The following is a 21,194-nucleotide window of genomic DNA, read 5'->3' as shown; positions in this document are numbered from 1 at the left end:
CCCATGGAGAGTGAAACACATCCTTCGGACCACACCCGGCTGCAGCTGTGCTGAAGCGATAACCTAAGCGCACTTCAGCGCAATCGCCTCGCGCCCACCACCCGGGCTGCCGACTCGAAGACCAGCGCCTAACCTGCGCCGTTCGATCTCCGCCGCTGGTGCTGGCGCCAGCGACTCGGCGCAACCCCAAACCAGCGGCGACAACCTCGCGTCAGCGCGCTCAACTCGGAGTAGCCCAGCAGATTCGCGATATCGGTCAACGGCAGCGACGTTTCCCGAAGATAATGAATCGCCAACTGCCTGCGGACCTCATCGACCAGATCCTGGAAACATCGCCCCCTGGTGGCCAGACGTCGCTGCAGCGTTCTCGGGTTCAGCGCCAGTCGCCTGGCGATGTCATCGAGTCCAGCGCCCCCCTGCCCCAGCTGCTGACGGATTTGCCACGACACTTCATCGACCAGATCTTGAGGGAGTTGTTCCGGCCGATAGGTCAGATACTGCTCCATCAAGCGATGCAGACGTCCGTCGGCGGTCACCAGAGGACGCTCGAGGTCGGAACATTCCAGCAGCCAGCCATCGGAAGGGCTGTTGAAGGTCGGCACCACCCCCAGCAAACGTTGATACAGGAGCGCAGGCACGCTGGGGGACGTCGCCAGATAGATGGCCCTGGGACGCCACTGCGGCCCCAGCAGCAACGACAGCAGGCGCTGGCCGACGCCTACCGGCAACTCGCTGATCTGGCGACCGGGAGCCGCCCCGCCCCCCACCATGGTGTAGCTGAGAAAGGCCTGGCGGGGGCCACGTTCGATGTCGATGACCGCACTGCTCGAGTGGGCGGAAAAGTGATGTGCCAGCGCCTCCAGCGCCAGGCCGACCGTAGCGGCATTCTGAATCAGGTAGAGCAAGGGTCCGAAGATATCGACTCCCTGGTACTGGCCGAACTTCAGGCCGAACAGCGAATCTCCGGATGCTTCGGCACAGTTTTCGAGCAGCATCGCCAGACTCGAGAACTCGATGATGCTTTCCGGCGACTCCAGCAACGAGAGCGATAGTCCCACCCTGGCAAGCTGGGCCTCGGGGTCGATGCCCTGCTGGCGCGCGAAGTTGGCGAAACCGTGCAGTGACGACGCTCGCGAATAGTCGGCCATGCTCTCTCCCTCAGCCTGACTTCCTTACCACCTACGTTGCTCGGATGCTGATTCTCTCTTCAATTTTCGAAGCGGTTCATCGTTTTCGAGGCGGTTGATCCTGGGGCTCTTGCCTCCAGCGCGCTTGGCCTGGCCCTCTCCATCTAAGGTCTAGCCCTGAGTGTCGTGCAAGGTCAAATCCTTGTCATCAAATGTCAAATCGGAGGATGTCTTGCAGACGAGGATGATGCTTCGAAGACGTTTCTTTGATCCATCCACGACAAGAGCGACAACAAGATGCCATTTCCTTTCCAGATTTCGACCCATGATGCCCTGTTGACCCTGGATACCCAGGAACTCCCCATCTATGAAGACGCGCTGCCAGGCATCCCCGGCGTCGACGTCCAGCCGCTGTTTCTCGACCCGCACAACGGCGTCTGGGTGCTGCGGGTGAAGTTCAAACCCGGTGTGGTGCTGCCCAAGCACTACCACACCGGTACGGTGCACTTCTTCACCCTGTCGGGACGCTGGCACTATCTCGAGTATCCCGATCAACCCCAGACCGCCGGCTGCTACCTGTACGAGCCCGGCGGCTCCATCCATACCTTCGCCACTCCCGCCGACAATGACGGGATCACCGACACCTTCATGGTCGTCGAGGGCGCCAACGTCAACTTCGATCAGCAAGGCAACTATCTGGGGCTGATGGACGCCAGCAGCATCATGGGGCTCATCGATGCGCTGATCACCGAGCGTGGCCTCGACCCGGCGCGCTATGTCACGCCTCCCCAACCGCACTACACCGACGCGCCGCACCACACCGACGCGCCGCGCTAGCCCGCCAAGATCACGCCTCCACGCGGCGTCAATCGACAAGACTCCCTACAACAATTGCGCTCGGTATGTGTCCCGCCAGGCAGGTGCCGCGGGGCCCGTCATCGACGCCAAGGAGATTCCCCATGCGCGCGATCGTCCTGCGCAACGAGCGACTCGGCCTCGAGTCACTGCCCGACCCGACGCCGGAAGCGGGAGAAGTGCTGGTCAAGACCCTGGCCTGCGGTATCTGCGGCAGCGATCTGCACATGGCAGATCACTGTCACGATGCGCTGGCGGGGCTTCGCAAGGGCCGCGTTCCGGTGGCCTTCGAACCGGACCAGGGCGTGGTCTTCGGCCACGAATTCTGTGCCGAGATCCTCGACCACGGCCCCGGCTGCGACAAGCGATACAAGGCCGGAACCCGCGTCTGCTCGGTGCCCTACGCGGTCAACGCCCAAGGCTTTCATCACATCGGCTATGCCAACGCCTACCCCGGCGGCTTCGGTGAGCTGATGCGCCTTCAGGAACACAGTCTGCTGGAGGTGCCCGGCGATTTGCCCAGCGAACTGGCGGCACTGACCGAGCCACTGGCCATCGGCCGCCACGCCGTCGCCAGAGCCCGGCTCGCCGGAGGCGAGGTGCCGATCGTGATCGGCTGCGGTCCGGTCGGCCTGTCGGTGGTGATGGCACTGAAGGCGGCCGGCTTTGGCCCGGTGGTGGCCACCGACTTCTCCCCCCATCGGCGCCAACTGGCCGAGTGCCTGGGTGCCGATATCGTTGTCGATCCGGCCGAACGTGCCCCCTTCGATTGCTGGCTCGAGGCCGCAGAAGCGCCACAGGGCTTCGACATGTACGGCCCCATGGCAATGCTGTCGATCGGCGCTCAGCCCAGGCCTTGCGTGGCCTTCGAGTGTGTCGGCGTGCCCGGTCTGATCGCCCGGACCATGCTCGACCTGCCACCAAGAAGTCGGCTGGTGGTGGTCGGCGTCTGCATGCAGACCGACCAGATCGAGCCGATCGTCGGTATTGGCAAGGAGCTGGACCTCAGCTTCTCGTTCGGCTACCGCCCCGAGGAGTTCGCTGCCACCCTCACCGACCTCGCCGACGGCCGCCTCGATGCCGCCCCCTTGATCACCGACCGCGTCACCCTCGACGGGGTCCCTGCGGCCTTCGAGACGCTTCGCCATCCCGGTGAGCACGCCAAGATTCTGATCCAGCACGGAGACAGAACATGACCCCGAGCCTTTCCTCTTCTCTCGAAAATGGACCACACAGGCTGTGCGTGCTGGGTGGCGGCGTCCTGGGTGGCCAGATCGCCTGGCACAGCGCCTTCAAGGGCAAGAGTGTCATCGTCTATGACATCGACGACACGGCGCTGGAGCGCTGCCGCGCAAGCCATGACCACTACGCCGGCATCTATCAGGCCGACGTGGGCGCCAAGCCCGAAGCCATCGCCGCCACCCGCGCGCGGCTCGCCTACACCAGCGACCTGGCCGAAGCGGTGGCCGACGCCGAACTGGTGATCGAAGCCGTACCCGAGGATCCCGAGATCAAGCGCCAGCTGTACCGGACCATGGCACCGCTGCTCGGCCCCGAGACCCTGGTGGCAACCAACTCCTCGACCCTGCTGCCCGCCGACTTCGCCGATGACAGCGGACGCCCGGAGCGCTACTGCGCGCTGCACTTCGCCAACCTGGTGTGGATCATGAATGTGGCCGAGGTGATGGCTCACCCACGCACATCACGCACTACCCTGGAGTCGGTTACGCGCTTCGCCATCGACATCGGCATGATCCCCATTCCGGTCGAAAAGCCGCGCAACGGCTATCTGATCAACAGCTGGCTGGTGCCACTGCTGACAGCTTCCCTGACCCTGCTGCGTGAGGGCATCGGCAGCGCCGAGATGATCGACCGCACCTTCATGAAGATGTGGAGCTCTGCAGCGGGGCCCTGCGGCATGATGGACATCATCGGCATGAAGACGTGCTTCGACGTCAGCCACCACTGGGGCGAGGTCGACGACAACGACGAAATGCGGGCCAACGCCGACTTCCTCCATCAACATTTCCTTGCCAACGGAAAGCTCGGTCTGCCCAGTGGCGAAGGCTTCTACCGCTATCCCGACCCCGCCTATTCCCAGAGCACCTTCATGGCGGTCCCCGACCACAGCGAAGCAGGTCACATCGCGGCCCAGGTGCTCAAGGGCATGGCGGGTTGACCCAGGAAGGGGCGGTGGGCGACGCCCCTTCCTGTACTGTGATCAACGCTTGCCGGGCAGCAGCCTGGCAGAACGCCCGCCCTTGCGGGTCTTGTCCAGCGCCTTGCGCCCGGCGCTACGGCCCACTACGCGGGCCACGCCGACCATCACGCCGGTGGCGGCTCCCCACAGGATCGCCTCGCGCCACTCGACGTCGTCGCGATCCGGATTTTCCGGCGGTTCCTTGTCCGATACCTTTTGATAGGCACGCTTGGCGGCCTTGCGTGACATCACGCTGGCCCCCACCGCGGCCGCGGATCCCACGATGGACCACAGTGTCTCTTCTTTCATGAGTACCTCCTTGAACCATGTCCGGGGCCATCCCGCCCCGAGAATGTGGTGTTTCGAACACCGCAGTGTTTCAGCATAGCGAAGAGGTCCTCGCCGCCTCAAATTCCCCTTTTCCGCACCGCAATAGTGCGGACTGCGCAGCGTGAAAAAACAGTGTTCAAAAATTGTGGTTTTCGACTTCGAACACAGGCAGACTCCGCAGAAATCTGCAACACTGTTCGATAACGCAACGAATCGCGAGGTCGCCTCCATGGCTCGCCCCCTCTGCCTGCTGTTCGACTGTGACGGTACCCTGGTGGACAGTGAACCCCTGCTGGCCGCCGAGATGGCCGTCAGCCTCTCCGCCGCCGGACTGCCGTTCCGGGCCGAGGACTATATGGGCGACTTTCGCGGCGCGCGCTTTCGCAATATCGTCGCCACCCTCGAGGCACAACATGGTCAGGTCGACCCTGACCACCTCGAGGTGCTGGAAGCGAGCATGCGCGCCAACCTCAACCGCCGCCTGGCCACCGACCTGACCCCCATCGCCGGTGCCACCGAGGCCCTCGCCGCGCTGTCGCACTACCCCATGGGCGTGGTTTCCAACGGCCCCGAAAACAAGGTGCGCACCTCGCTTGCCACCGTGGGCCTGACCGAGGTGTTCGGCAATCGCCTGTTCAGCGGCTACACGGCCAACTGCTGGAAGCCGGACCCCTGCCTGTACCTGCATGCCGCCAGCATCATGGGCTTCGCCGCCGAGGACTGCATCGCCATCGATGACGCCATCGTCGGCGTCAACGCGGCCCTGGCCGCAGGCATGACCGTGGTCCACCTCAATCGCTTCGCCGATGCCGAAGAAACGCCCGAAGGCGCCCACATGATCACCAGCATGTTCCAGCTGCCGACGGTCATCTCACGGCTGCAGAAGGATCGCGACAGACACGCCATGCTCTCCAGCGGCTAAATTCCGCTGCATATACCCTGAGGCCCGGCAATTGTCGGGCCTTTTCATTGCTCTACATCACCTCAAGACCTTTGTCTAAGGCACGCCTTGTTGCTGGCTTCGGCCTTTAGCGCCTAAGCTTGTCAGCCAATGGAAACGTTCCCATACGGACTTCTCGACGTCCTGCCGTTGTCGCATCACCTGGCCTGCTCACCTCGACAGGGCTCGCCAGCGTCGCCCTTGTAAACGGACGATGCCATCTTATCCAAGAGCCGCCCCATGAATGACCGCCGTCGACCCGCCACCATCCTCGAAGTCGCCCGCCAGGCTGGCGTCTCCAAGACCAGCGTCTCGCGCTACTACAGCGGTGAACGAGAACGGCTGTCCGGGGCCATGCGCGAGCGTATCGTCGCTGCCGCCACTGCGCTGGGCTACCAGCCCAATCCCATGGCCCGGGGCCTCAAGGGAGGCCCCTCCGGCCTGGTCGGCATGCTGGTGGCCGATATCCGCAATCCTTTTTCGGTGGCGATCATGCATGGCGTCGAACAGGCCTGTCGTCAGGCGGGACTGTCTTTGATGGTGTGCAACAGCGATAACGACCTCGAGCAGGAGCGCCAGCAGCTGGCGCTGCTGTCGTCCTACCGTATCGAGGGCCTGGTGGTAAACGCGACCGGCCGCCACAGCGACGCCCTCGCCCAGCTGGCCGACAGCGGCACGCCGCTGGTACTGCTCGATCGCAGCCTCGCCGACGTCCATGCCGACGAGGTAGGGCTCGACAACGACGCCGCCATCGACATGGCCATCGCGCACTTGCGCGAACAGGGCTACGGGCGCCTGTTGTTCATTACCGAACCGCCGGCCCAGGCCAGCTCTCGTCAAGCTCGTCTGGAGCGCTTCAACCAGCGCTGTCGTGACGGCTCGCTATCCGGCGACACCCTGGTCATCGAGCTTGGCGATCGCCAACGCCTGGACCAGGCATTGGCTCGATTTGTCGATAGCGCAGGCGATTCCCGCCCGGCGATCCTCTGCGCCAATGGCCAGGTAACCCTGGCACTGACCCGACGCATGAAGGCCCTCGGCTACCTCCTGGGAGAGATCGGGCTGATGGGCATCGACGAGCTAGAGTGGTGTGACCTGACCGAACCGGGCATCACCACCCTTGCCCAGCCCACCGGTGCCATCGGTCAGGCCGCCGTCGACTGCCTGCGCGCCCGTGCCGTCGGGCCTCGGCAGGCGCCGCAGCGTGCGACCTTCGCCCCGACGCTGACGGCAAGGGGCTCCACCCAGCCCGCTGCCACCCCTTCCGTCACTGCGGAGCCTTCCTCAGTGTCCTCTTCGTCTTCCACCTCAGAGACCTCCTCATGAACCAGAACACTCCTGACATCCTTACCTTCGGCGAGGCCATGACGCTGTTCGCCGCCGACGCCCCGGGCGACCTGGCCGAGGTCGAGCGCTTTTCGCGCAGCTGTGCCGGCGCCGACACCAACGTGGCCATCGGCCTGTCACGGCTGGGCTTCAAGGTGGGCTGGCTCAGTCGGGTCGGCGAAGACTGTTTTGGCCGCTACCTGCGTGCGAGCCTGGAGCGCGAAGGCCTCGACTGTCGCCACCTGATCACCGACGCCGAGCACGCCACCGGTCTGGTGTTCAAGGAGCGCGCGGTGGGTGGCGCGGACCCCAGAGTCGAGTACCGTCGCCACAACAGCGCCGCCAGCAAGCTGTCGCCGGCCGACGCCCAGGACGTCGACTTCAGCACCCTGCGCCATCTGCACGCTACCGGCATTCCGCCGGCGTTGTCCGCCAGCTGCCGTGAACTCTCGCAGTTTTTGCTCGAAAAGGCCCGCCAGCATGGCACCAGCGTGTCCTTCGATCCCAACCTGCGCCCGACCCTGTGGGCCAGCGAAAGCGAGATGCGCGACACCCTCAACGGCCTGGCCGCCCAGGCCAACTGGGTGCTGCCCGGTCTGTCCGAGGGCCAGTTGCTGACCGGCCAGACCAGCGCCCACGATATCGCCGGCTTCTACCTGGATCAGGGTGCAGATGCCGTGGTGATCAAGCTAGGTCCGGAGGGCAGCTACTATCGCGGCACCCTGACAGGGCAAGACGAAGCCTTCACCGTGGCCGGCGTCCCGGTGGAGACGGTGGTTGATACCGTCGGCGCCGGGGATGGCTTCGCCGTGGGCTTCGTCAGCGCCATGCTCGATGGTCTCGATCCACGCCAGGCCCTCAAGCGCGCCAACCTTATCGGCGCCGAGCAGGTCCAGGTACCGGGCGACATGGAAGGACTCCCCGACCGCAGCCGCCTGAGCCAGCTCGAAGACGCCTGATCCGTAGACGCAACGATGGCCCACCGAAGGAAAGCCTGCGGTGGGCTCCGATCCTGGCCAGCCTCCTGCGCTGGCACTCCCACCTCCCTGGGCAGGTCAACAAGACAGACTCCCCCCTGTTGTGCGACAAAGGTCCATTCTCGTTACGACAATAGCGACAACGACAGATACAACGACAGCTACACCAACAAGAGCTCCCCATGACCAAACGCATCCTGGTATTTCGCGAGATCAACCAAGAGCAGCTCGACGCCCTGCGCGAGGAGTTCCACGTGGACTACCTGCCGGGCGTCTCGCATACCGAGGACCCGGCCTTTGTCGACGCCCTGTCACGGGCTCATGGCCTGGTTGGTTCAAGCCTCAAGATCACCTCTTCGCTGCTCGACAGGGCGCCGAACCTCGAGGCTATCGCCAGCATCTCGGTGGGCTACGACAACTATCCCGTCGACGAGCTGACCCGCCGCGGCATCCTGTTGTGCAACACCCCTGACGTCTTGACCGAGACCACCGCCGATACGGGCTTTCTGCTGATCATGAGCACCGCTCGGCGGGCCGTCGAACTGGCCGAGCTGGTCAAGCAGGGCAACTGGAAGGAAAGCATCGGCAAGCCGCTCTATGGCAGCGACGTCCACGGCAAGACTCTGGGCATGGTCGGTATGGGCCGTATCGGCGCCGCCATCGCCCGCCGCGGCGCCCTGGGCTTCGGCATGAAGATCCTCTATACCAAGGCCTCACCCAAGCCTGAGCTCGAGCGAGAACTCGGCGCCCAGCGACGCGAGCTGGAAGAGCTGCTCGAGCAGGCCGATTTCGTCTGCGTCACGGTGCCGCTCTCCCGCGAGACCGAAAAGCTCTTCGGCGCCGCCGAGTTCCAGCGCATGAAGCCCGGCGCCATCTTCGTCAACCTGGCCCGTGGCAAGGTGGTAGACGAAGCCGCCATGATCGCGGCGCTGCAAGACGGCACCCTGCACGCCGCCGGCCTCGACGTCTACGAGCAGGAGCCGCTGCCCGCAGACTCACCGCTGCCGCACATGGCCAATGTGGTCGCCCTGCCCCATATCGGCTCGGCCACCCACGAGACGCGTACCGCCATGGCCCAGCGCGCGGTGGACAATATCCGCCTGGCGCTCCAGGGTGAACGCCCGCTGAGCCCGGTCAATGACGAAGTGCTGAAGCGCTGATTCCCCCCTCTTCCCGCGAGGTATCCATGTCCGACACCACCGCCCCCCTCTGCCTGCTGTTCGACTCCGACGGCACCCTGGTCGACAGCGAGCCGCTGCTCGCCCGGGCCATGGCCGAGACCTTCCCCGACTTCGGCCTGCCGTTCACGCCCGAGCAGTACATGGAGGAGTTTCGCGGCGTGCGCTTTCTCGACATCGTGCTCGAACTCGAGCAACGCTTCGGCGCCCTCGATGACGCCCGGCGCGACGTCATGGAGGATCGCCTGCGGGACAATATGGCCGCGCGCATGAAGGCCGAGCTGACCCCGGTTCCGGGCATCCCGGAAGCCCTTGCAGTGCTTTCCGGCCACCCCAAGGCGGTGGCCTCCAACGGCCCGCTGGCCAAGATCCGCCTGGCCATGGCAACCAGTGGACTGGCGCCGCACTTCGGCGACAATCTCTACAGCGCCTACGAGTTGCAGGTGTGGAAGCCGGACCCCGGGTTGTATCTCGCCGCCGCCGAAGGCATGGGCGCCGAACCGGAGAACTGCGTGGTGATCGACGACGCTGCGGTAGGGGTGGAAGCCGGACTCAAGGCCGGCATGCAGGTCATCCACATCAACCACTTTCCCGACGAGGAGCACACCCCGGAGGGCGCCATCGCCATCACCCACGCCAGCGAACTGGTGACAGCCATCGAGCGCTTGAACCTGGAGCGGCGAGGCCACCAGCGGGGCGTCGCCGCCACCGAGTGACCGGGCCAGGGCGCTGCGAGACACTCGTCCAGGCCCCCCCAGGCCAACCGGTGGTCTTTTCGCCACTCTTTGCTACTTTAGCGATCGTCGGTGCTCTATGCGCGATTGACCATAACGGCTCGCGAATTGATCTTGATCGCTATACTAAAGTCCCCCGTCGAAACCGGGCATACAGGGATTGCCGCGTTGCACAAGGCTCCCTATGCTGACGGGACAGCCCCTTAAAGTCAGGAGACACTCCATGCAAGAAGTGGTGATCGTTGCTGCACGCCGTACCGCCGTTGGCGCCTTCGGTGGCTCCCTCGCCGGCATTCCCGCCAGCGACCTTGGCGCCGCCGTGATCAAGGACGTGCTGGCACAGACCGGCGTCAAGCCGGAACAGGTCGACGAGGTCCTGCTGGGGCAGGTGCTGACCGCAGGTGTCGGCCAGAACCCCGCCCGTCAGGCGTCCATCAAGGCAGGCCTGCCCGACGCCGTGCCCGCCATGACCATCAACAAGGTCTGTGGCTCCGGCCTCAAGGCCCTGCATCTGGGCGCCCAGGCGATCATGCTCGGCGACGCCGAGGTGATCATCGCCGGCGGTCAGGAAAACATGTCGGCTTCCCCGCACGTGCTGCCCAATTCACGCAACGGCCAGCGCATGGGTGACTGGAAGGCCATCGATACCATGGTCCATGACGGCCTGTGGGACGCCTTCAACAACTACCATATGGGCATCACCGCCGAGAACCTCGGCGAGAAGTACGGTGTCACCCGCGAGGAGATGGACACCTTCGCCGCCGCCTCCCAGCAGAAGGCCGCCGCCGCGATCAAGGAAGGCCGCTTCAAGGGCCAGATCGTGCCGATCGAGATTCCCCAGCGCAAGGGCGACCCGGTGGTCTTCGACACCGACGAGAACCCGCGCGAAGTGTCCGCAGAAAAACTCGGCACCATGCGTCCGGCGTTCAAGAAGGACGGCAGCGTGACCGCCGGCAACGCCTCCTCGCTCAACGATGGCGCCGCCGTGGTCATGCTGTGTTCCGCCGACAAGGCCAAGGAGCTCGGCCTGGAGCCGCTGGCACGCATCAAGGCCTACTCCAACGCCGGCGTCGACCCGGCGATCATGGGCATCGGCCCGGCCCCGGCCACCCGCCGCTGCCTCGAGAAGGCCGGCTGGAGCATCGATGAGCTGGATCTGGTCGAGGCCAACGAGGCCTTCGCCGCCCAGGCCATCTCGGTCAACAAGGAACTCGGCTGGGATACCGACAAGATCAACGTCAACGGCGGTGCCATCGCCCTTGGCCACCCGATCGGCGCCTCCGGCTGCCGCGTGCTGGTGACCCTGGTCCACGAGATGATCGCCCGCGACGCCAAGAAGGGCCTTGCTACCCTGTGTATCGGTGGCGGTCAGGGCGTGGCGCTCGCCATCGAGCGCTGATCGGCGCCTCGACGCCTCGACGCCAGAGGGCGCTGACCGACAGGCCCTCGTCAATCAAGCACTTGCGAAGTAAGCACTGCCCAGATAGGCCCCTGCCCAGCAGGGGCCTTTTTCATGCCACGTTGAGCGCCCCCCCATGACGCGCTCGCTGTCGCCTCGGGCGCCAGGGATCACACCCCGTTGTCTACCGCCCTTCCTCTTGTCGCTCGGCCATGACGCTCTTCCCGGTGGGCTCCCCACCGCTTCTGCGACCAGGCCGGCGCCGCCAGACGGAAGAAGCGCTCGACCACTGATTCATCGGTGGGGGCGCTTGCAAGGCTCGTCACGACGAACACCGGCAGGTTGACCAACAGCCCCCAGAAGCCGGCATGGATGCCCAGCGGATGCGGCCACAGGGTGATGCAGGCCACCGTCACCACAAAGCCCGCCAGGATGCCGGCGGTCACGCCGCGAGCGTTGGCCCGGGGCCAGAAGAACATGCCGATGAAGGCTGGCAGCACCTGGGAGGCGAAGCCGAGACCGATCAGCAGGATCATCACCAGGCTCCCCGGCTCGGCGATCGCCAGCGGCGCGATCACCAACGCCATCAAGGGCACGATCAAGCGCTTGGCCCAGCGCCCGGCACGCTCATCGCTGAAGCCGGCCCAGGGCCCTATCACGTCGCGGCTGAGGCTCAGCGCCACCGAGTGGATAAAGGGCTCGGACGAGGACATCGAGGCGGCCAGGGTGCCGGCGCCGAGCAGCCCTACCAGCAGCACTGGCAAGTTGGCCATGGCGTACTCGAGCACCACGGTATCGGCACGCTCGAGCCCCGGCAGGGCGAAGACGCCGATAAAGCCCACCGTGACCAGCGGCAGGATCACCAGATAGTAGCTGGGCAGCCAGGTGGCAGAGAGCCGTAGGGTGCGCGCCGAGGTAGCGCTCATCCACTGGGTCCACACCGGCGGCATGAACGACAGCATCGAGACGATGATCGAGGTGGTCCAGAAGGCAAAGCTCATGTCGCCACCGGCGCCGGGAAGGGTCAGAAACGCCGGGCGCTCGGCGAGGGCCTGACGGTACACCTCGTCAAATCCCCACTGACCGGTGGCGCTGTGGGTGGCCCACAGACCGACGGACCAGGCCACCGCGAACATCAATATGCCCTGGAAGACGTTGGTACGACCGATGGCCCGCTGTCCGCGCAGGGTGAGATAGACCGCAATAGCGCCCAGCACGATCACCACCCCCAGCCAGATCGGGATGCGCCCACCACTCATCACATTGAGGATGTAGGCCGAGCCGATGGTCTGCAGCACCGCGTAGGCCAGCGAGCCGATCGCCATCACCAGCGCCGCCAGCGCACCGAGCCCCGGACTCTGGTAACGATCGGCGATGGCACTGGCCTGGGTAACATGGCCGAAGTGGGCACCGAAAGCCCACACCCGGGGGCCGAAGTACCAGGCCACCAGTGCCAGATAGCCCAGGTAGACCACCACGTAGAACACCGGCACGCCCTTGGCGTAGGCCCAGCCCGGCGCCCCCATGAAGGTGTAGGCACTGACGCTGCCGGCGGCGATCAACAGATACAGTGTGACCGGGCCCATGCTGCGCCCGGCCACGCCCCACTCCTCCAGCGCGTTCGACGAGCGCCCGGCGCGACCGCCCAGGCCGATGACCAGGGCCAGCAGGACGTAGCCAAGGGTCAGACTCAGCGGCAACCACTCACTCATCGTCGACCTCGCCCTCTCCCACTTTTCCGATCCTTGCGCCTTTTTCGCCATTGCCAGCTTGCTCGCCGGCTTCGTCCTGACCCCGATGGAGCAGACGATTGCCCAGCAGCATCGTCAGCGTACAGCCGACCAGGATCAGGTAGCTCCAGGCCACCAGCGCCGGCAGGCCCAGCACCAGCCGCGCCTGATTGACCAGCGTGATCACGGGCCAGATACCCGCAGCAAAGACGGCGACGGCCGCCACCAGCACCAGCCAGCCACGCAGGCTCGCTGGCACAACAAGGGAAGAAGACATCGAGGCTCCTCGACTCACGGTAAGTCCATCATCAAACAACAAGAACGAAAGCGAGCCGAGGTTACCCTCTGCCACGACTCGCCATAAGGGCTGACGCCCTGCGTCATGCCCGGGATCAAGTCCGCGGCGTCGACCCGGGCGGCCTGGTTTCCTGCCGGCTGACCACCCGCGCAGGGGTCACTGCGATCAGCAGCGCCGCTGCCACGAACAGCCCTCCCGCCGCCAGCAGCACCGCCGACAGTCCGAGCGCATCCACCACCTGGCCGCCGGACAAGGCGCCGAGGCCGATCGACAGGTTGAACACGAAGGCCATCATGGCGGTGGCGGCCTCGGGATTGGTGGCCGAGCGCAGGATCCAGGTCTGCAGGCTGACCGAGATACCGCCGAACACCAGCCCCCACAGCATCAGCAACACCGTGGCGCTGAACGGGCGGGTACCCAGCCAGGGAAAGGCCAGGGTCGTGGCCGCCAGCACCAAGGGTATCAGCAGCACCGTGAGGTAGGGCCGGCCACCGGCGAGGCTACCGGCAATGAAGTTGCCGGCGAGCCCCGCCGCGCCAAACAGCAGCAGCAGGCGAGAGACATCGCCCAGCGCTACCCCGCCAAGACGCTGCAGGATCGGGCTGACGAAGGTGTAGGCGCCAAAATGGCCGACCACGATAAGCGCGGTCGCCAGGGCGCCGATGCACACGCCGGGCACCCTGAGCTGGCCACCAAGACTCGCCAGCCGTACCGGCTTGCGGGCGGGCAGGCTCGGCAACAGGTGCCACAGGCCGATGCACACCACCACACTCAGGCCGCCGAGGGCGGCGAAGGCGGTGCGCCAGTCACTGACATCGCCCAGCCAGGTCCCCGCCGGCACCCCCAGCACCGTGGCAGCAGCGACACCGCTGAAGATCAGCGACATCGCCCGCGGCACCTGCTCGAGCGCCACCAGTCTGCCGGCGAGTCCGCCGGCGATGGCCCAGAAGCCACCGATGCAGCAGCCGATCAGCACCCGGGTGGCCAGCAGCCAGCCAAAGCTGTCCATCAATGCACCGAGGACACTGGCCAGGGCCATCAAGGCCATCAGCCCGGTCAGCAGGTAGCGGCGATCGAGGCGCCCCACCGCCACCGGCAACAGCGGCGCGGCGAACGCCGCCACGACGCCGGGCACGGTGATCATCAAACCCGCCTTGCCCTCGCTGACGTCCAGCGAGGAAGCGAGCTGGGACAACAGCCCGATGGGGAGCTGCTCGGCGGTCACCAGCAGAAAGATGCCGGCCATCACACTGACCACGGCCCACCAGTCGCGGCGACGGGTGGTGGCCTTGGCGGGCGCGGCCGAAGAGGAATCGAGTTGCGTCATGTCCATCTCATTACCGCCCGGTGATCGCGCCGACAGGCCGAGATCAGCGGGACACACACAAAAACGCCCCCGTGGCGTCAGCGACGGGGGCGTCAGACACCGAGTGCGATCAGATCTCGGTTTCGGCTTCCTCGGCTTCGAAGGCAGCCTTCTCTTCTTCGGTCATTTCCTTGATCGTCAGCTTGACGCGATTGCGGTTGTCGATGTCGAGCACCTTGACCACGATCTCGTCACCCTCATTGAGGTAGTCACGCACGTCATTGACGCGCTCGGGCACGATCTGGGAGATGTGCACCAGGCCGTCGGTACCCGGCATGATGTTGACGAAGGCGCCGAAGTCGGCGATACGCACCACCTTGCCACGGTACAGCTTGCCGATTTCCGCCTCGGCGGTGATCGCCAGCACGGTATCGATGGCCTTCTTGGCGGCCTTCTTGTCCTCGGCGTAGATGCGCACGGTGCCGTCGTCGTCCAGATCGATGGAGGCGCCGGTGTCGTCGCAGATCTTGCGGATGGTGGCGCCACCCTTGCCGATGACGTCGCGGATCTTGTCCGGGTCGATCTTGATGGTGGCCATGGAGGGCGCGTTGTCGGAGACCTCGGCACGGCTTTCGGCGATCACGGTGTTCATCTGCTCGAGGATGCTGATGCGCGCCTCATGGGCCTGGTTCAGGGCCGTTTCCATGATCTGCTCATCGATACCCTCGATCTTGATGTCCATCTGCAGGGCGGTGACACCCTCGGCGCTGCCGGCCACCTTGAAGTCCATGTCGCCGAGGTGATCCTCGTCGCCGAGGATGTCGGTCAGCACGGCGTAGCCGTCAGCGTCCTTGACCAGGCCCATGGCGATACCCGCTACCGGTGCCTTGATCGGCACGCCGGCGTCCATCAGTGCCAGCGAGGTGCCGCAGACAGAGGCCATGGAGCTGGAGCCGTTGGACTCGGTGATCTCGGAGACCACGCGAATGGTGTAGGGGAAGTCCTCTTCCGCCGGCAGCATGGCCTGGACACCACGACGGGCCAGACGACCGTGGCCGATCTCGCGACGCTTGGGACCGCCCATGAAGCCAGCCTCGCCCACCGAGTACGGAGGGAAGTTGTAGTGCAGCAGGAAGCGGTCCTTGCGCTCACCTTCCAGCGACTCGATCAGCTGGGAGTCACGCAGGGTGCCCAAGGTCGCGACGACCACCGCCTGGGTCTCGCCACGGGTGAAGATGGCGCTGCCGTGGGTCTTGGGCAGGGTGCCGGCCTCGATGGCCAGCGGACGCACGGTCTTGTGGTCACGGCCGTCGATACGCGGCTCGCCCTTGATCACGCGGGCACGTACCACGCGCTTCTCGAGACCGGCGAAGGCGCCTTCGACCTCGGAGGCCTCGAACTTGCCGTCTTCTTCACCGGCCAGCTTCTCGACGGCCTCGGTCTTGAGTGCGGACAGGGCATCCTGGCGCTGCATCTTGTCGGTGATGCGGTAGGCTTCGCCGACCTTGGCTTCGAAGCCCTGGGCCAGGGCTTCCTTGAGCGCGGTGTTCTCGGCGGCGGGCTGCCACTCCCACTTGGCCTTGCCGGCCTCGGCGGTCAGCTCGTTGATCGCCTGGATGACGGTCTGCATTTCCTGGTGGCCGAACAGCACGGCGCCCAGCATCTCGTCCTCGAGCAGCTCTTCGGCCTCGGACTCGACCATCAGCACGGCCTTCTCGGTACCGGCCACGACCATGTTCAGCTCGGAGCCGCCGAGCTCCTCGACGGTCGGGTTGAGGAAGTAGCCACGCTCTTCATTGAAGCCCACACGAGCGGCGCCGATGGGACCATTGAAGGGCACGCCGGAAATCGCCAGCGCCGCCGAGGTGCCGATCATCGCGGCGATGTCCGGATCGTGGTTGCGATCGGTGGACAGCACGGTACAGATGACCTGGACTTCGTTCATGAAGCCCTTGGGGAACAGCGGACGGATCGGACGGTCGATCAGTCGCGAGGTGAGGGTTTCCTTCTCGGTGGGACGCCCTTCACGCTTGAAGAAGCCGCCGGGAATCTTGCCGACCGCGTAGGTCTTTTCCTGGTAGTGGACAGACAACGGGAAGAAAGGCTGGCTCGGGTTGGCCTCCTTTCTGGCCACCACGGTGCACAGCACCACGGTGTCGTCCATGGTGACCATCACGGCACCGGTGGCCTGGCGGGCGATGCGCCCGGTTTCCAGGGTGACGGTGCTGCGACCGTACTGAAACGTCTTCTTGACCGGATTCACGGCGACTTCCTTTACTTTTCGATGTTTGGGTCGTTTTTGACTCGGCGACTATTTTAGGGGGTCAAGCCCGTGAGGGCCACCACAAAGGTCAAGGGAGTTTCAAGTGGCCGCCGCTGCCTGCCGCGACCGCGCACAACGCTGTACCACCAACGACAACGGGCAGCCCCGTGGGGCTGCCCGTTATCTGACGCCGCTTCCCGAAGGAAGCCTTGTCGCGCTTGCGTCTTAGCGACGCAGACCCAGACGCTGGATCAGGGACTGATAGCGCTCGAAGTCCTTGCGCTTGAGGTAGTCAAGCAGCTTGCGGCGCTGGTTGACCATGCGGATCAGGCCACGACGGGAGTGGTGATCCTGCTTGTTGGTCTTGAAGTGATCCTGCAGGCCGTTGATGTTGGCGCTGAGCAGGGCCACCTGAACCTCGGGGGAACCGGTGTCGCTGTCACCACGGCCGTATTCGTTGACGATTTCGGCCTTCTGTTCGGCGGTAAGTGCCATCTGTCTCTCCAGTAAGCAATATGCCTGAATGATGAATGTCGGAGACCACGCATATTTGCAGTCTCCAGCTGCCGCAACCCCTTGAGGGGGTCAGTCTTGCCCTGAGCCCGCGACGAACGTGCTCAGAAGGCGCCGGGGCACGATATCCCCGGTAGGCTCGACCAGACCGAGACCGATAAAGGACTCACCCTGATAGAGGCGATACAACGACTCCTCGGCCATGGCCGAATCGCCGCCCTCGAGCTCACCGCGTGCCGGGCGTCCAAAGCGCAGGGCCTGGACACCTGCCTCACTGAGGCGATGAGCCGGGAGGTGTTGAAGCAGACTGTCGATCGGTGCCAGGCGCGCCTGGCGCTGGCCGTCGTCCTGGGCCTCGAGCGTGTCGAAATCGACCATGCCATCGGCATCGAAGGGGCCGGTCTTCAGCCGTCTGAGCTGCGAGATATGCCCTTCGCAACCCAGCGCCTTGGCCATGTCCTCGGCCAGCGTACGCACATAGGTGCCTTTGCTGACCCGGACCTCCAGGTCGAATCCTGGGGACTCGCCCTCGAGGCTGGCGGAAAGTAGCCGAGCATCATACACCCTTATCCGCCGGGTTGCACGATCTACGCTTTTGCCCTCTCGCGCCAGTTCGTAGAGCTTGCGCCCCTGGTGCTTGAGCGCGGAATACATCGGCGGCAGTTGATCCTGCTCGCCGATGAAATCCGCCACTACCGACGCGACGTCGCTGCGCACCAGCGCCGGCACCGGCGCCTCGGCGATGACCTCGCCTTCGGCGTCACCGGTATCGGTGCTCTGCCCGAGCTCGACCCGGGTGCGGTACACCTTGTCGGCCTCGAGCAGCTGGTTGGAAAACTTGGTAGCCTCGCCGAACAGCACCGGCAGAAGCCCTGTCGCCATGGGGTCCAGGGTACCGGTATGACCGGCCTTCTGGGCCTGGTACAGGCGCCTCGCCCGCTGCAGTGCAAAGTTGCTGGACATGCCCTTGGGCTTGTCCAGCAGCAGTACACCATCGATCGGCAGTCCTCGACGACGACGGGCCATCAGTCCTTGGCCCCGTCCTCGCCGCTGTCGTTCTCGTCATCCCCCTCGGGGTGGCGAGAGCGATCGCTGGCCACCGCCTCTTCGATCAGCGATGACAGGTGCTGACCACGCACCACGCTTTCGTCATAGTGAAAGCGCAGTTCCGGCACGTGACGTAGTTTGATGCGACGCGCCACCTGGCTACGCAGGAAACCGCCGGCGCGCTTGAGCACCTTGAGGTTTTCCTTGATCCGTTCCGGGTCCTGCTCACCCAGCAGGGTGATGTGGACATCGGCGTAGCCGAGGTCACGACTGACCTCGACCCCGCTCACGGTGACCATCCCCAGGCGCGGGTCCTTGACCTCGCGCTGGATCAGGACCGCCAGCTCCTTCTGGAGCTGGTCGGCCACTCGGTCGGTACGCTTGAATTCGCGCATGGATGACGACTCCTCGAACGCTTACAGCGTGCGCTCGACCTTGACCTGGTCAAAGACCTCGATCTTGTCGTTGACCTGGACATCGTTGTAGTTCTTCACCCCGATGCCACACTCCATGCCGTTGCGCACTTCCTGGACGTCGTCCTTGAAGCGGCGCAGCGACTCGAGCTCGCCTTCGTAGATGACCACGTTGTCGCGCAGCACGCGGATCTTCTTGTTACGGAAGACCGTACCCTCGACCACCATGCAGCCAGCCACGGCACCGATCTTGGGCGCGCGGAAGACGTCACGGACCTCGGCAATACCGACGATCTCTTCCTTCCACTCGGGCTCGAGCATGCCGCTCATGGCCTGCTTGACCTCGTCGATCAGGTGGTAGATGACGCTGTAGTAGCGCAGCTCCAGACCTTCACGCTCGATGATCTCGCGGGCGGCCGCATCGGCACGCACGTTGAAGCCGACCACGATGGCCTCACTGGCCAGCGCCAGGTTGGCATCGGTACCGGTGATACCGCCAACGCCGGAGGACACCACGGACACCTGCACCTCGTCGGTGGACAGCTCCTCGAGGGCGCCCTTGATCGCTTCCAGGGAACCCTGGACGTCGGCCTTGAGCACGATGTTGACCTTGGCGGCCTCGCTCTGGCCCATCTGGGAGAACATGTTCTCCAGCTTGGCCTTCTGCTGGCGTGCCAGGCGAATCTCGCGGTACTTGCCCTGGCGGAAGTTGGCGACTTCACGCGCCTTCTTCTCGTCGGCCACGACCATGAAGTCGTCACCGGCTTCCGGGGTGCCATCGAGACCCTGGATCTCCACCGGCATGGCGGGACCCACGGCGTCGACCTGCTTGCCGAGTTCGTTGGTCAGGGCACGCACACGGCCGTAGTGCAGACCGGCCAGTACGATGTCGCCCTTCTTCAGGGTACCGTTCTGGACCAGCACGGTGGCCACCGGGCCGCGACCCTTGTCGAGGCGAGACTCGACCACCACACCCTTGCCGGGCGCGCTCGGGACCGCCTTGAGCTCGAGCACCTCGGAGACCAGGTGAACGGCTTCCAGCAGTTCCTCGATGCCTTCGCCAGACTTGGCGGAGACGTGGACGAACTGGGTGTCGCCACCCCACTCCTCGGAGATCACGCCGTGCTGGGACAGCTCATTCTTGACCCGGTCGGGATCGGCTTCCGGCTTGTCGATCTTGTTGACCGCGACCACCATCGGCACTTCGGCAGCCTTGGAGTGCTCTACCGCCTCGATGGTCTGGGGCATGACACCGTCGTCGGCCGCCACCACCAGGATGACCACGTCGGTGGCCTTGGCACCACGGGCACGCATGGCGGTAAACGCCGCGTGACCAGGGGTGTCGAGGAAGGTCACACCGTCGCTGTCGTCCTCGACGTGATAGGCACCGATGTGCTGGGTGATACCGCCGGCTTCACCGGTGGCCACCTTGGCACGACGAATATAGTCGAGCAGCGAGGTCTTGCCGTGGTCGACGTGACCCATGACCGTGACCACCGGAGAGCGGGTGATTTCCTCGCCCTCGTAGGAGATGGCTTCGAGCACTTCGGTCTCGAGGGCATCGTCCTTGACCAGCTTGGGCGTGTGGCCCATTTCTTCCACCACGATAGCCGCAGTGTCCTGGTCGATGGTCTGGTTGATGGTCACCGCGGCGCCCATGGTGAACATGGCCTTGATGACCTCGTTGGCCTTGATCGACATCTTGTCGGCCAGTTCGGCCACCGAGATGGACTCGGGGATCGAGACTTCACGCACGATCGGCTGGGTCGGCTTCTGGAAGCCATGCTTGCCGTTGCCCTGGCTGCCGCCACGACGGCTGCCACGACGCTCGGCGCGCTTGGCCTTCTTGCCACCGCCACGACGACGCTCTTCGCGGTCGCTGCGATCGTCGTCGTCACGCTCGCCACGGCCTTTCTTGCCGGTCTTGGCGGCGGCCTTCTTGACGGCGGCACGACGCACGTCGCCACGACCTTCCTTGGGCGGCGCCGGCGGCTCGTCGCCAGCCGGGGCAGAGGTGTCGAGCTCGGGCACCGGAATGTCGGGCACGACGGCGGCCTCTTCGGCCTCGCGCTTGGCCTTGGCGGCCTGCTCGGCGTCCTGGCTCGCCTTCTGCTCGGCGCGCTGCTTGGCTTCTTCGGCCTCCTGAGCCTCGCGACGTGCACGGGAATCGGCCATGTCGCCGACCAGCTGACGCGGACCGTGGTCCTCGACCGGCGCCGGGGCTTCTTCCTGGGCCTCGTCACGCTTGACGTAGGTGCGCTTCTTGCGGACCTGGACCTCGATGGTCTTGCCGCGCTCGCTGGTCTTGATCTTGCTGCGCGTCTTGCGGGTCAGGGTGATGCGATTGCGCGCAGCCGCGCCCACACCGCTGCCACCGCCATGGCTCTTGGTCAGAAAGTCCAACAGCTTGCGCTTGTCTTCCTCGGACACGGCGTCGGCTTCCGACTTGTGCTCGAGTCCGGCTTCTTTCATCTGTTCCAGCAGACGGGGCACTTCACGCCCCACCTTCGCTGCAAAATCCTTAACGGTCATCTCTGACATTACGACCCTCCTCAGCC

At 65.0% G+C, this 21,194-nt stretch carries 19 protein-coding genes; 9 read left to right on the top strand and 10 right to left on the bottom strand.

Annotated elements, in window-relative coordinates; translation table 11 throughout:
* Positions 1-128: 128 nt before the first annotated feature.
* On the bottom strand, positions 129-1,148 hold the full coding sequence (locus RBB39_RS01880) for an AraC family transcriptional regulator (RefSeq protein ID WP_045992251.1): 1,020 nt from the start codon (positions 1,146-1,148) through the stop codon (positions 129-131).
* A gap of 276 nt (positions 1,149-1,424) precedes the next feature.
* Between RBB39_RS01880 and RBB39_RS01875 the strand changes: the two genes are divergently transcribed.
* From RBB39_RS01875 to RBB39_RS01865, 3 genes are all read left to right on the top strand, one after another.
* A complete protein-coding gene (locus RBB39_RS01875) occupies positions 1,425-1,964 on the top strand; it encodes a 2,4'-dihydroxyacetophenone dioxygenase family protein (protein ID WP_045992252.1) in 540 nt (179 codons plus the stop codon).
* Between the two features lie 122 nt (positions 1,965-2,086).
* Complete coding sequence (locus RBB39_RS01870; RefSeq protein ID WP_306168678.1) at positions 2,087-3,178, top strand: zinc-binding dehydrogenase; 1,092 nt, start codon at positions 2,087-2,089, stop codon at positions 3,176-3,178.
* The gene (locus RBB39_RS01865) at positions 3,175-4,161 is read left to right on the top strand and encodes a 3-hydroxyacyl-CoA dehydrogenase (protein WP_124805088.1); all 987 of its coding nucleotides are present in this window, start codon (positions 3,175-3,177) and stop codon (positions 4,159-4,161) included. Before RBB39_RS01870 ends, RBB39_RS01865 begins: the two co-directional genes overlap by 4 nt.
* A gap of 42 nt (positions 4,162-4,203) precedes the next feature.
* Here RBB39_RS01865 and RBB39_RS01860 read toward each other — a convergent pair whose 3' ends face one another.
* Positions 4,204-4,491, bottom strand: a complete 288-nt coding sequence (locus RBB39_RS01860; protein WP_052704310.1) for a DUF4235 domain-containing protein — start codon at positions 4,489-4,491, stop codon at positions 4,204-4,206.
* Between the two features lie 250 nt (positions 4,492-4,741).
* Between RBB39_RS01860 and RBB39_RS01855 the strand changes: the two genes are divergently transcribed.
* The 6 genes from RBB39_RS01855 to RBB39_RS01830 all read left to right on the top strand — a co-directional run bounded on the left by RBB39_RS01855 (position 4,742) and on the right by RBB39_RS01830 (position 11,066).
* On the top strand, positions 4,742-5,434 hold the full coding sequence (locus RBB39_RS01855) for an HAD-IA family hydrolase (protein WP_045992255.1): 693 nt from the start codon (positions 4,742-4,744) through the stop codon (positions 5,432-5,434).
* Between the two features lie 258 nt (positions 5,435-5,692).
* Entirely contained in the window at positions 5,693-6,778 is a 1,086-nt protein-coding gene (locus RBB39_RS01850) for a LacI family DNA-binding transcriptional regulator (protein WP_045992256.1), read from the top strand.
* On the top strand, positions 6,775-7,737 hold the full coding sequence (locus tag RBB39_RS01845; RefSeq protein ID WP_108450004.1) for a sugar kinase: 963 nt from the start codon (positions 6,775-6,777) through the stop codon (positions 7,735-7,737). The genes RBB39_RS01850 and RBB39_RS01845 overlap by 4 nt, the downstream gene beginning before the upstream one ends.
* Before the next feature lie 200 nt (positions 7,738-7,937).
* Entirely contained in the window at positions 7,938-8,915 is a 978-nt protein-coding gene (locus RBB39_RS01840; protein WP_222516162.1) for a D-glycerate dehydrogenase, read from the top strand.
* 26 nt (positions 8,916-8,941) lie between these two features.
* Entirely contained in the window at positions 8,942-9,649 is a 708-nt protein-coding gene (locus RBB39_RS01835) for an HAD family phosphatase (protein ID WP_306168677.1), read from the top strand.
* A gap of 241 nt (positions 9,650-9,890) precedes the next feature.
* A complete protein-coding gene (locus tag RBB39_RS01830; protein WP_108450007.1) occupies positions 9,891-11,066 on the top strand; it encodes an acetyl-CoA C-acetyltransferase in 1,176 nt (391 codons plus the stop codon).
* Between the two features lie 170 nt (positions 11,067-11,236).
* On the opposite strand, the gene RBB39_RS01825 is transcribed toward RBB39_RS01830, so the two are convergent.
* The 8 genes from RBB39_RS01825 to infB all read right to left on the bottom strand — a co-directional run bounded on the left by RBB39_RS01825 (position 11,237) and on the right by infB (position 21,177).
* Positions 11,237-12,778 carry a sodium:solute symporter gene (locus tag RBB39_RS01825; protein WP_222516163.1) on the bottom strand — a complete coding sequence of 514 codons (1,542 nt, stop codon included), beginning with the start codon at positions 12,776-12,778 and terminating at the stop codon, positions 11,237-11,239.
* Entirely contained in the window at positions 12,771-13,073 is a 303-nt protein-coding gene (locus RBB39_RS01820) for a hypothetical protein (protein ID WP_222516164.1), read from the bottom strand. The genes RBB39_RS01825 and RBB39_RS01820 overlap by 8 nt, the downstream gene beginning before the upstream one ends.
* 115 nt (positions 13,074-13,188) lie before the next feature.
* On the bottom strand, positions 13,189-14,421 hold the full coding sequence (locus RBB39_RS01815; RefSeq protein WP_045992262.1) for an MFS transporter: 1,233 nt from the start codon (positions 14,419-14,421) through the stop codon (positions 13,189-13,191).
* Between the two features lie 109 nt (positions 14,422-14,530).
* On the bottom strand, positions 14,531-16,663 hold the full coding sequence (gene pnp / locus RBB39_RS01810; RefSeq protein WP_306168676.1) for a polyribonucleotide nucleotidyltransferase: 2,133 nt from the start codon (positions 16,661-16,663) through the stop codon (positions 14,531-14,533).
* Between the two features lie 225 nt (positions 16,664-16,888).
* Positions 16,889-17,158: a 30S ribosomal protein S15 gene (gene rpsO, locus RBB39_RS01805; protein ID WP_045992264.1), complete on the bottom strand. Its 270-nt coding sequence runs from the start codon at positions 17,156-17,158 to the stop codon at positions 16,889-16,891.
* Between the two features lie 90 nt (positions 17,159-17,248).
* The gene (truB, locus tag RBB39_RS01800) at positions 17,249-18,202 is read right to left on the bottom strand and encodes a tRNA pseudouridine(55) synthase TruB (protein ID WP_045992265.1); all 954 of its coding nucleotides are present in this window, start codon (positions 18,200-18,202) and stop codon (positions 17,249-17,251) included.
* Complete coding sequence (gene rbfA, locus RBB39_RS01795) at positions 18,202-18,618, bottom strand: 30S ribosome-binding factor RbfA (RefSeq protein WP_045992266.1); 417 nt, start codon at positions 18,616-18,618, stop codon at positions 18,202-18,204. The genes truB and rbfA overlap by 1 nt, the downstream gene beginning before the upstream one ends.
* 21 nt (positions 18,619-18,639) lie before the next feature.
* Positions 18,640-21,177 carry a translation initiation factor IF-2 gene (infB, locus tag RBB39_RS01790; RefSeq protein ID WP_045992267.1) on the bottom strand — a complete coding sequence of 846 codons (2,538 nt, stop codon included), beginning with the start codon at positions 21,175-21,177 and terminating at the stop codon, positions 18,640-18,642.
* Positions 21,178-21,194 lie beyond the last annotated feature (17 nt).

It is taken from the genome of Halomonas sp. MMSF_3323, assembly GCF_030733595.1.
GTDB lineage: Bacteria > Pseudomonadota > Gammaproteobacteria > Pseudomonadales > Halomonadaceae > Halomonas > Halomonas litopenaei.
Note: the sequence above shows the minus strand (reverse complement) of the source record. Positions and strands in the feature narration are given on the sequence as shown.

What these genes read in the sequence shown, in the direction of transcription:
- RBB39_RS01825 (WP_222516163.1), bottom strand. Translation starts at nt 12,778, where the DNA reads ATGAGTGAGTGGTTGCCGCTGAGTCTGACCCTTGGCTACGTCCTGCTG.
- rbfA (WP_045992266.1), bottom strand. Translation starts at nt 18,618, where the DNA reads ATGCGCGAATTCAAGCGTACCGACCGAGTGGCCGACCAGCTCCAGAAG.
- truB (WP_045992265.1), bottom strand. Translation starts at nt 18,202, where the DNA reads ATGGCCCGTCGTCGTCGAGGACTGCCGATCGATGGTGTACTGCTGCTG.
- RBB39_RS01880 (WP_045992251.1), bottom strand. Translation starts at nt 1,148, where the DNA reads ATGGCCGACTATTCGCGAGCGTCGTCACTGCACGGTTTCGCCAACTTC.
- RBB39_RS01830 (WP_108450007.1), top strand. Translation starts at nt 9,891, where the DNA reads ATGCAAGAAGTGGTGATCGTTGCTGCACGCCGTACCGCCGTTGGCGCC.
- RBB39_RS01870 (WP_306168678.1), top strand. Translation starts at nt 2,087, where the DNA reads ATGCGCGCGATCGTCCTGCGCAACGAGCGACTCGGCCTCGAGTCACTG.
- RBB39_RS01850 (WP_045992256.1), top strand. Translation starts at nt 5,693, where the DNA reads ATGAATGACCGCCGTCGACCCGCCACCATCCTCGAAGTCGCCCGCCAG.
- RBB39_RS01865 (WP_124805088.1), top strand. Translation starts at nt 3,175, where the DNA reads ATGACCCCGAGCCTTTCCTCTTCTCTCGAAAATGGACCACACAGGCTG.
- RBB39_RS01855 (WP_045992255.1), top strand. Translation starts at nt 4,742, where the DNA reads ATGGCTCGCCCCCTCTGCCTGCTGTTCGACTGTGACGGTACCCTGGTG.
- RBB39_RS01835 (WP_306168677.1), top strand. Translation starts at nt 8,942, where the DNA reads ATGTCCGACACCACCGCCCCCCTCTGCCTGCTGTTCGACTCCGACGGC.
- RBB39_RS01875 (WP_045992252.1), top strand. Translation starts at nt 1,425, where the DNA reads ATGCCATTTCCTTTCCAGATTTCGACCCATGATGCCCTGTTGACCCTG.
- RBB39_RS01840 (WP_222516162.1), top strand. Translation starts at nt 7,938, where the DNA reads ATGACCAAACGCATCCTGGTATTTCGCGAGATCAACCAAGAGCAGCTC.
- infB (WP_045992267.1), bottom strand. Translation starts at nt 21,177, where the DNA reads ATGTCAGAGATGACCGTTAAGGATTTTGCAGCGAAGGTGGGGCGTGAA.
- RBB39_RS01820 (WP_222516164.1), bottom strand. Translation starts at nt 13,073, where the DNA reads ATGTCTTCTTCCCTTGTTGTGCCAGCGAGCCTGCGTGGCTGGCTGGTG.
- RBB39_RS01845 (WP_108450004.1), top strand. Translation starts at nt 6,775, where the DNA reads ATGAACCAGAACACTCCTGACATCCTTACCTTCGGCGAGGCCATGACG.
- RBB39_RS01815 (WP_045992262.1), bottom strand. Translation starts at nt 14,421, where the DNA reads ATGACGCAACTCGATTCCTCTTCGGCCGCGCCCGCCAAGGCCACCACC.
- rpsO (WP_045992264.1), bottom strand. Translation starts at nt 17,158, where the DNA reads ATGGCACTTACCGCCGAACAGAAGGCCGAAATCGTCAACGAATACGGC.
- RBB39_RS01860 (WP_052704310.1), bottom strand. Translation starts at nt 4,491, where the DNA reads ATGAAAGAAGAGACACTGTGGTCCATCGTGGGATCCGCGGCCGCGGTG.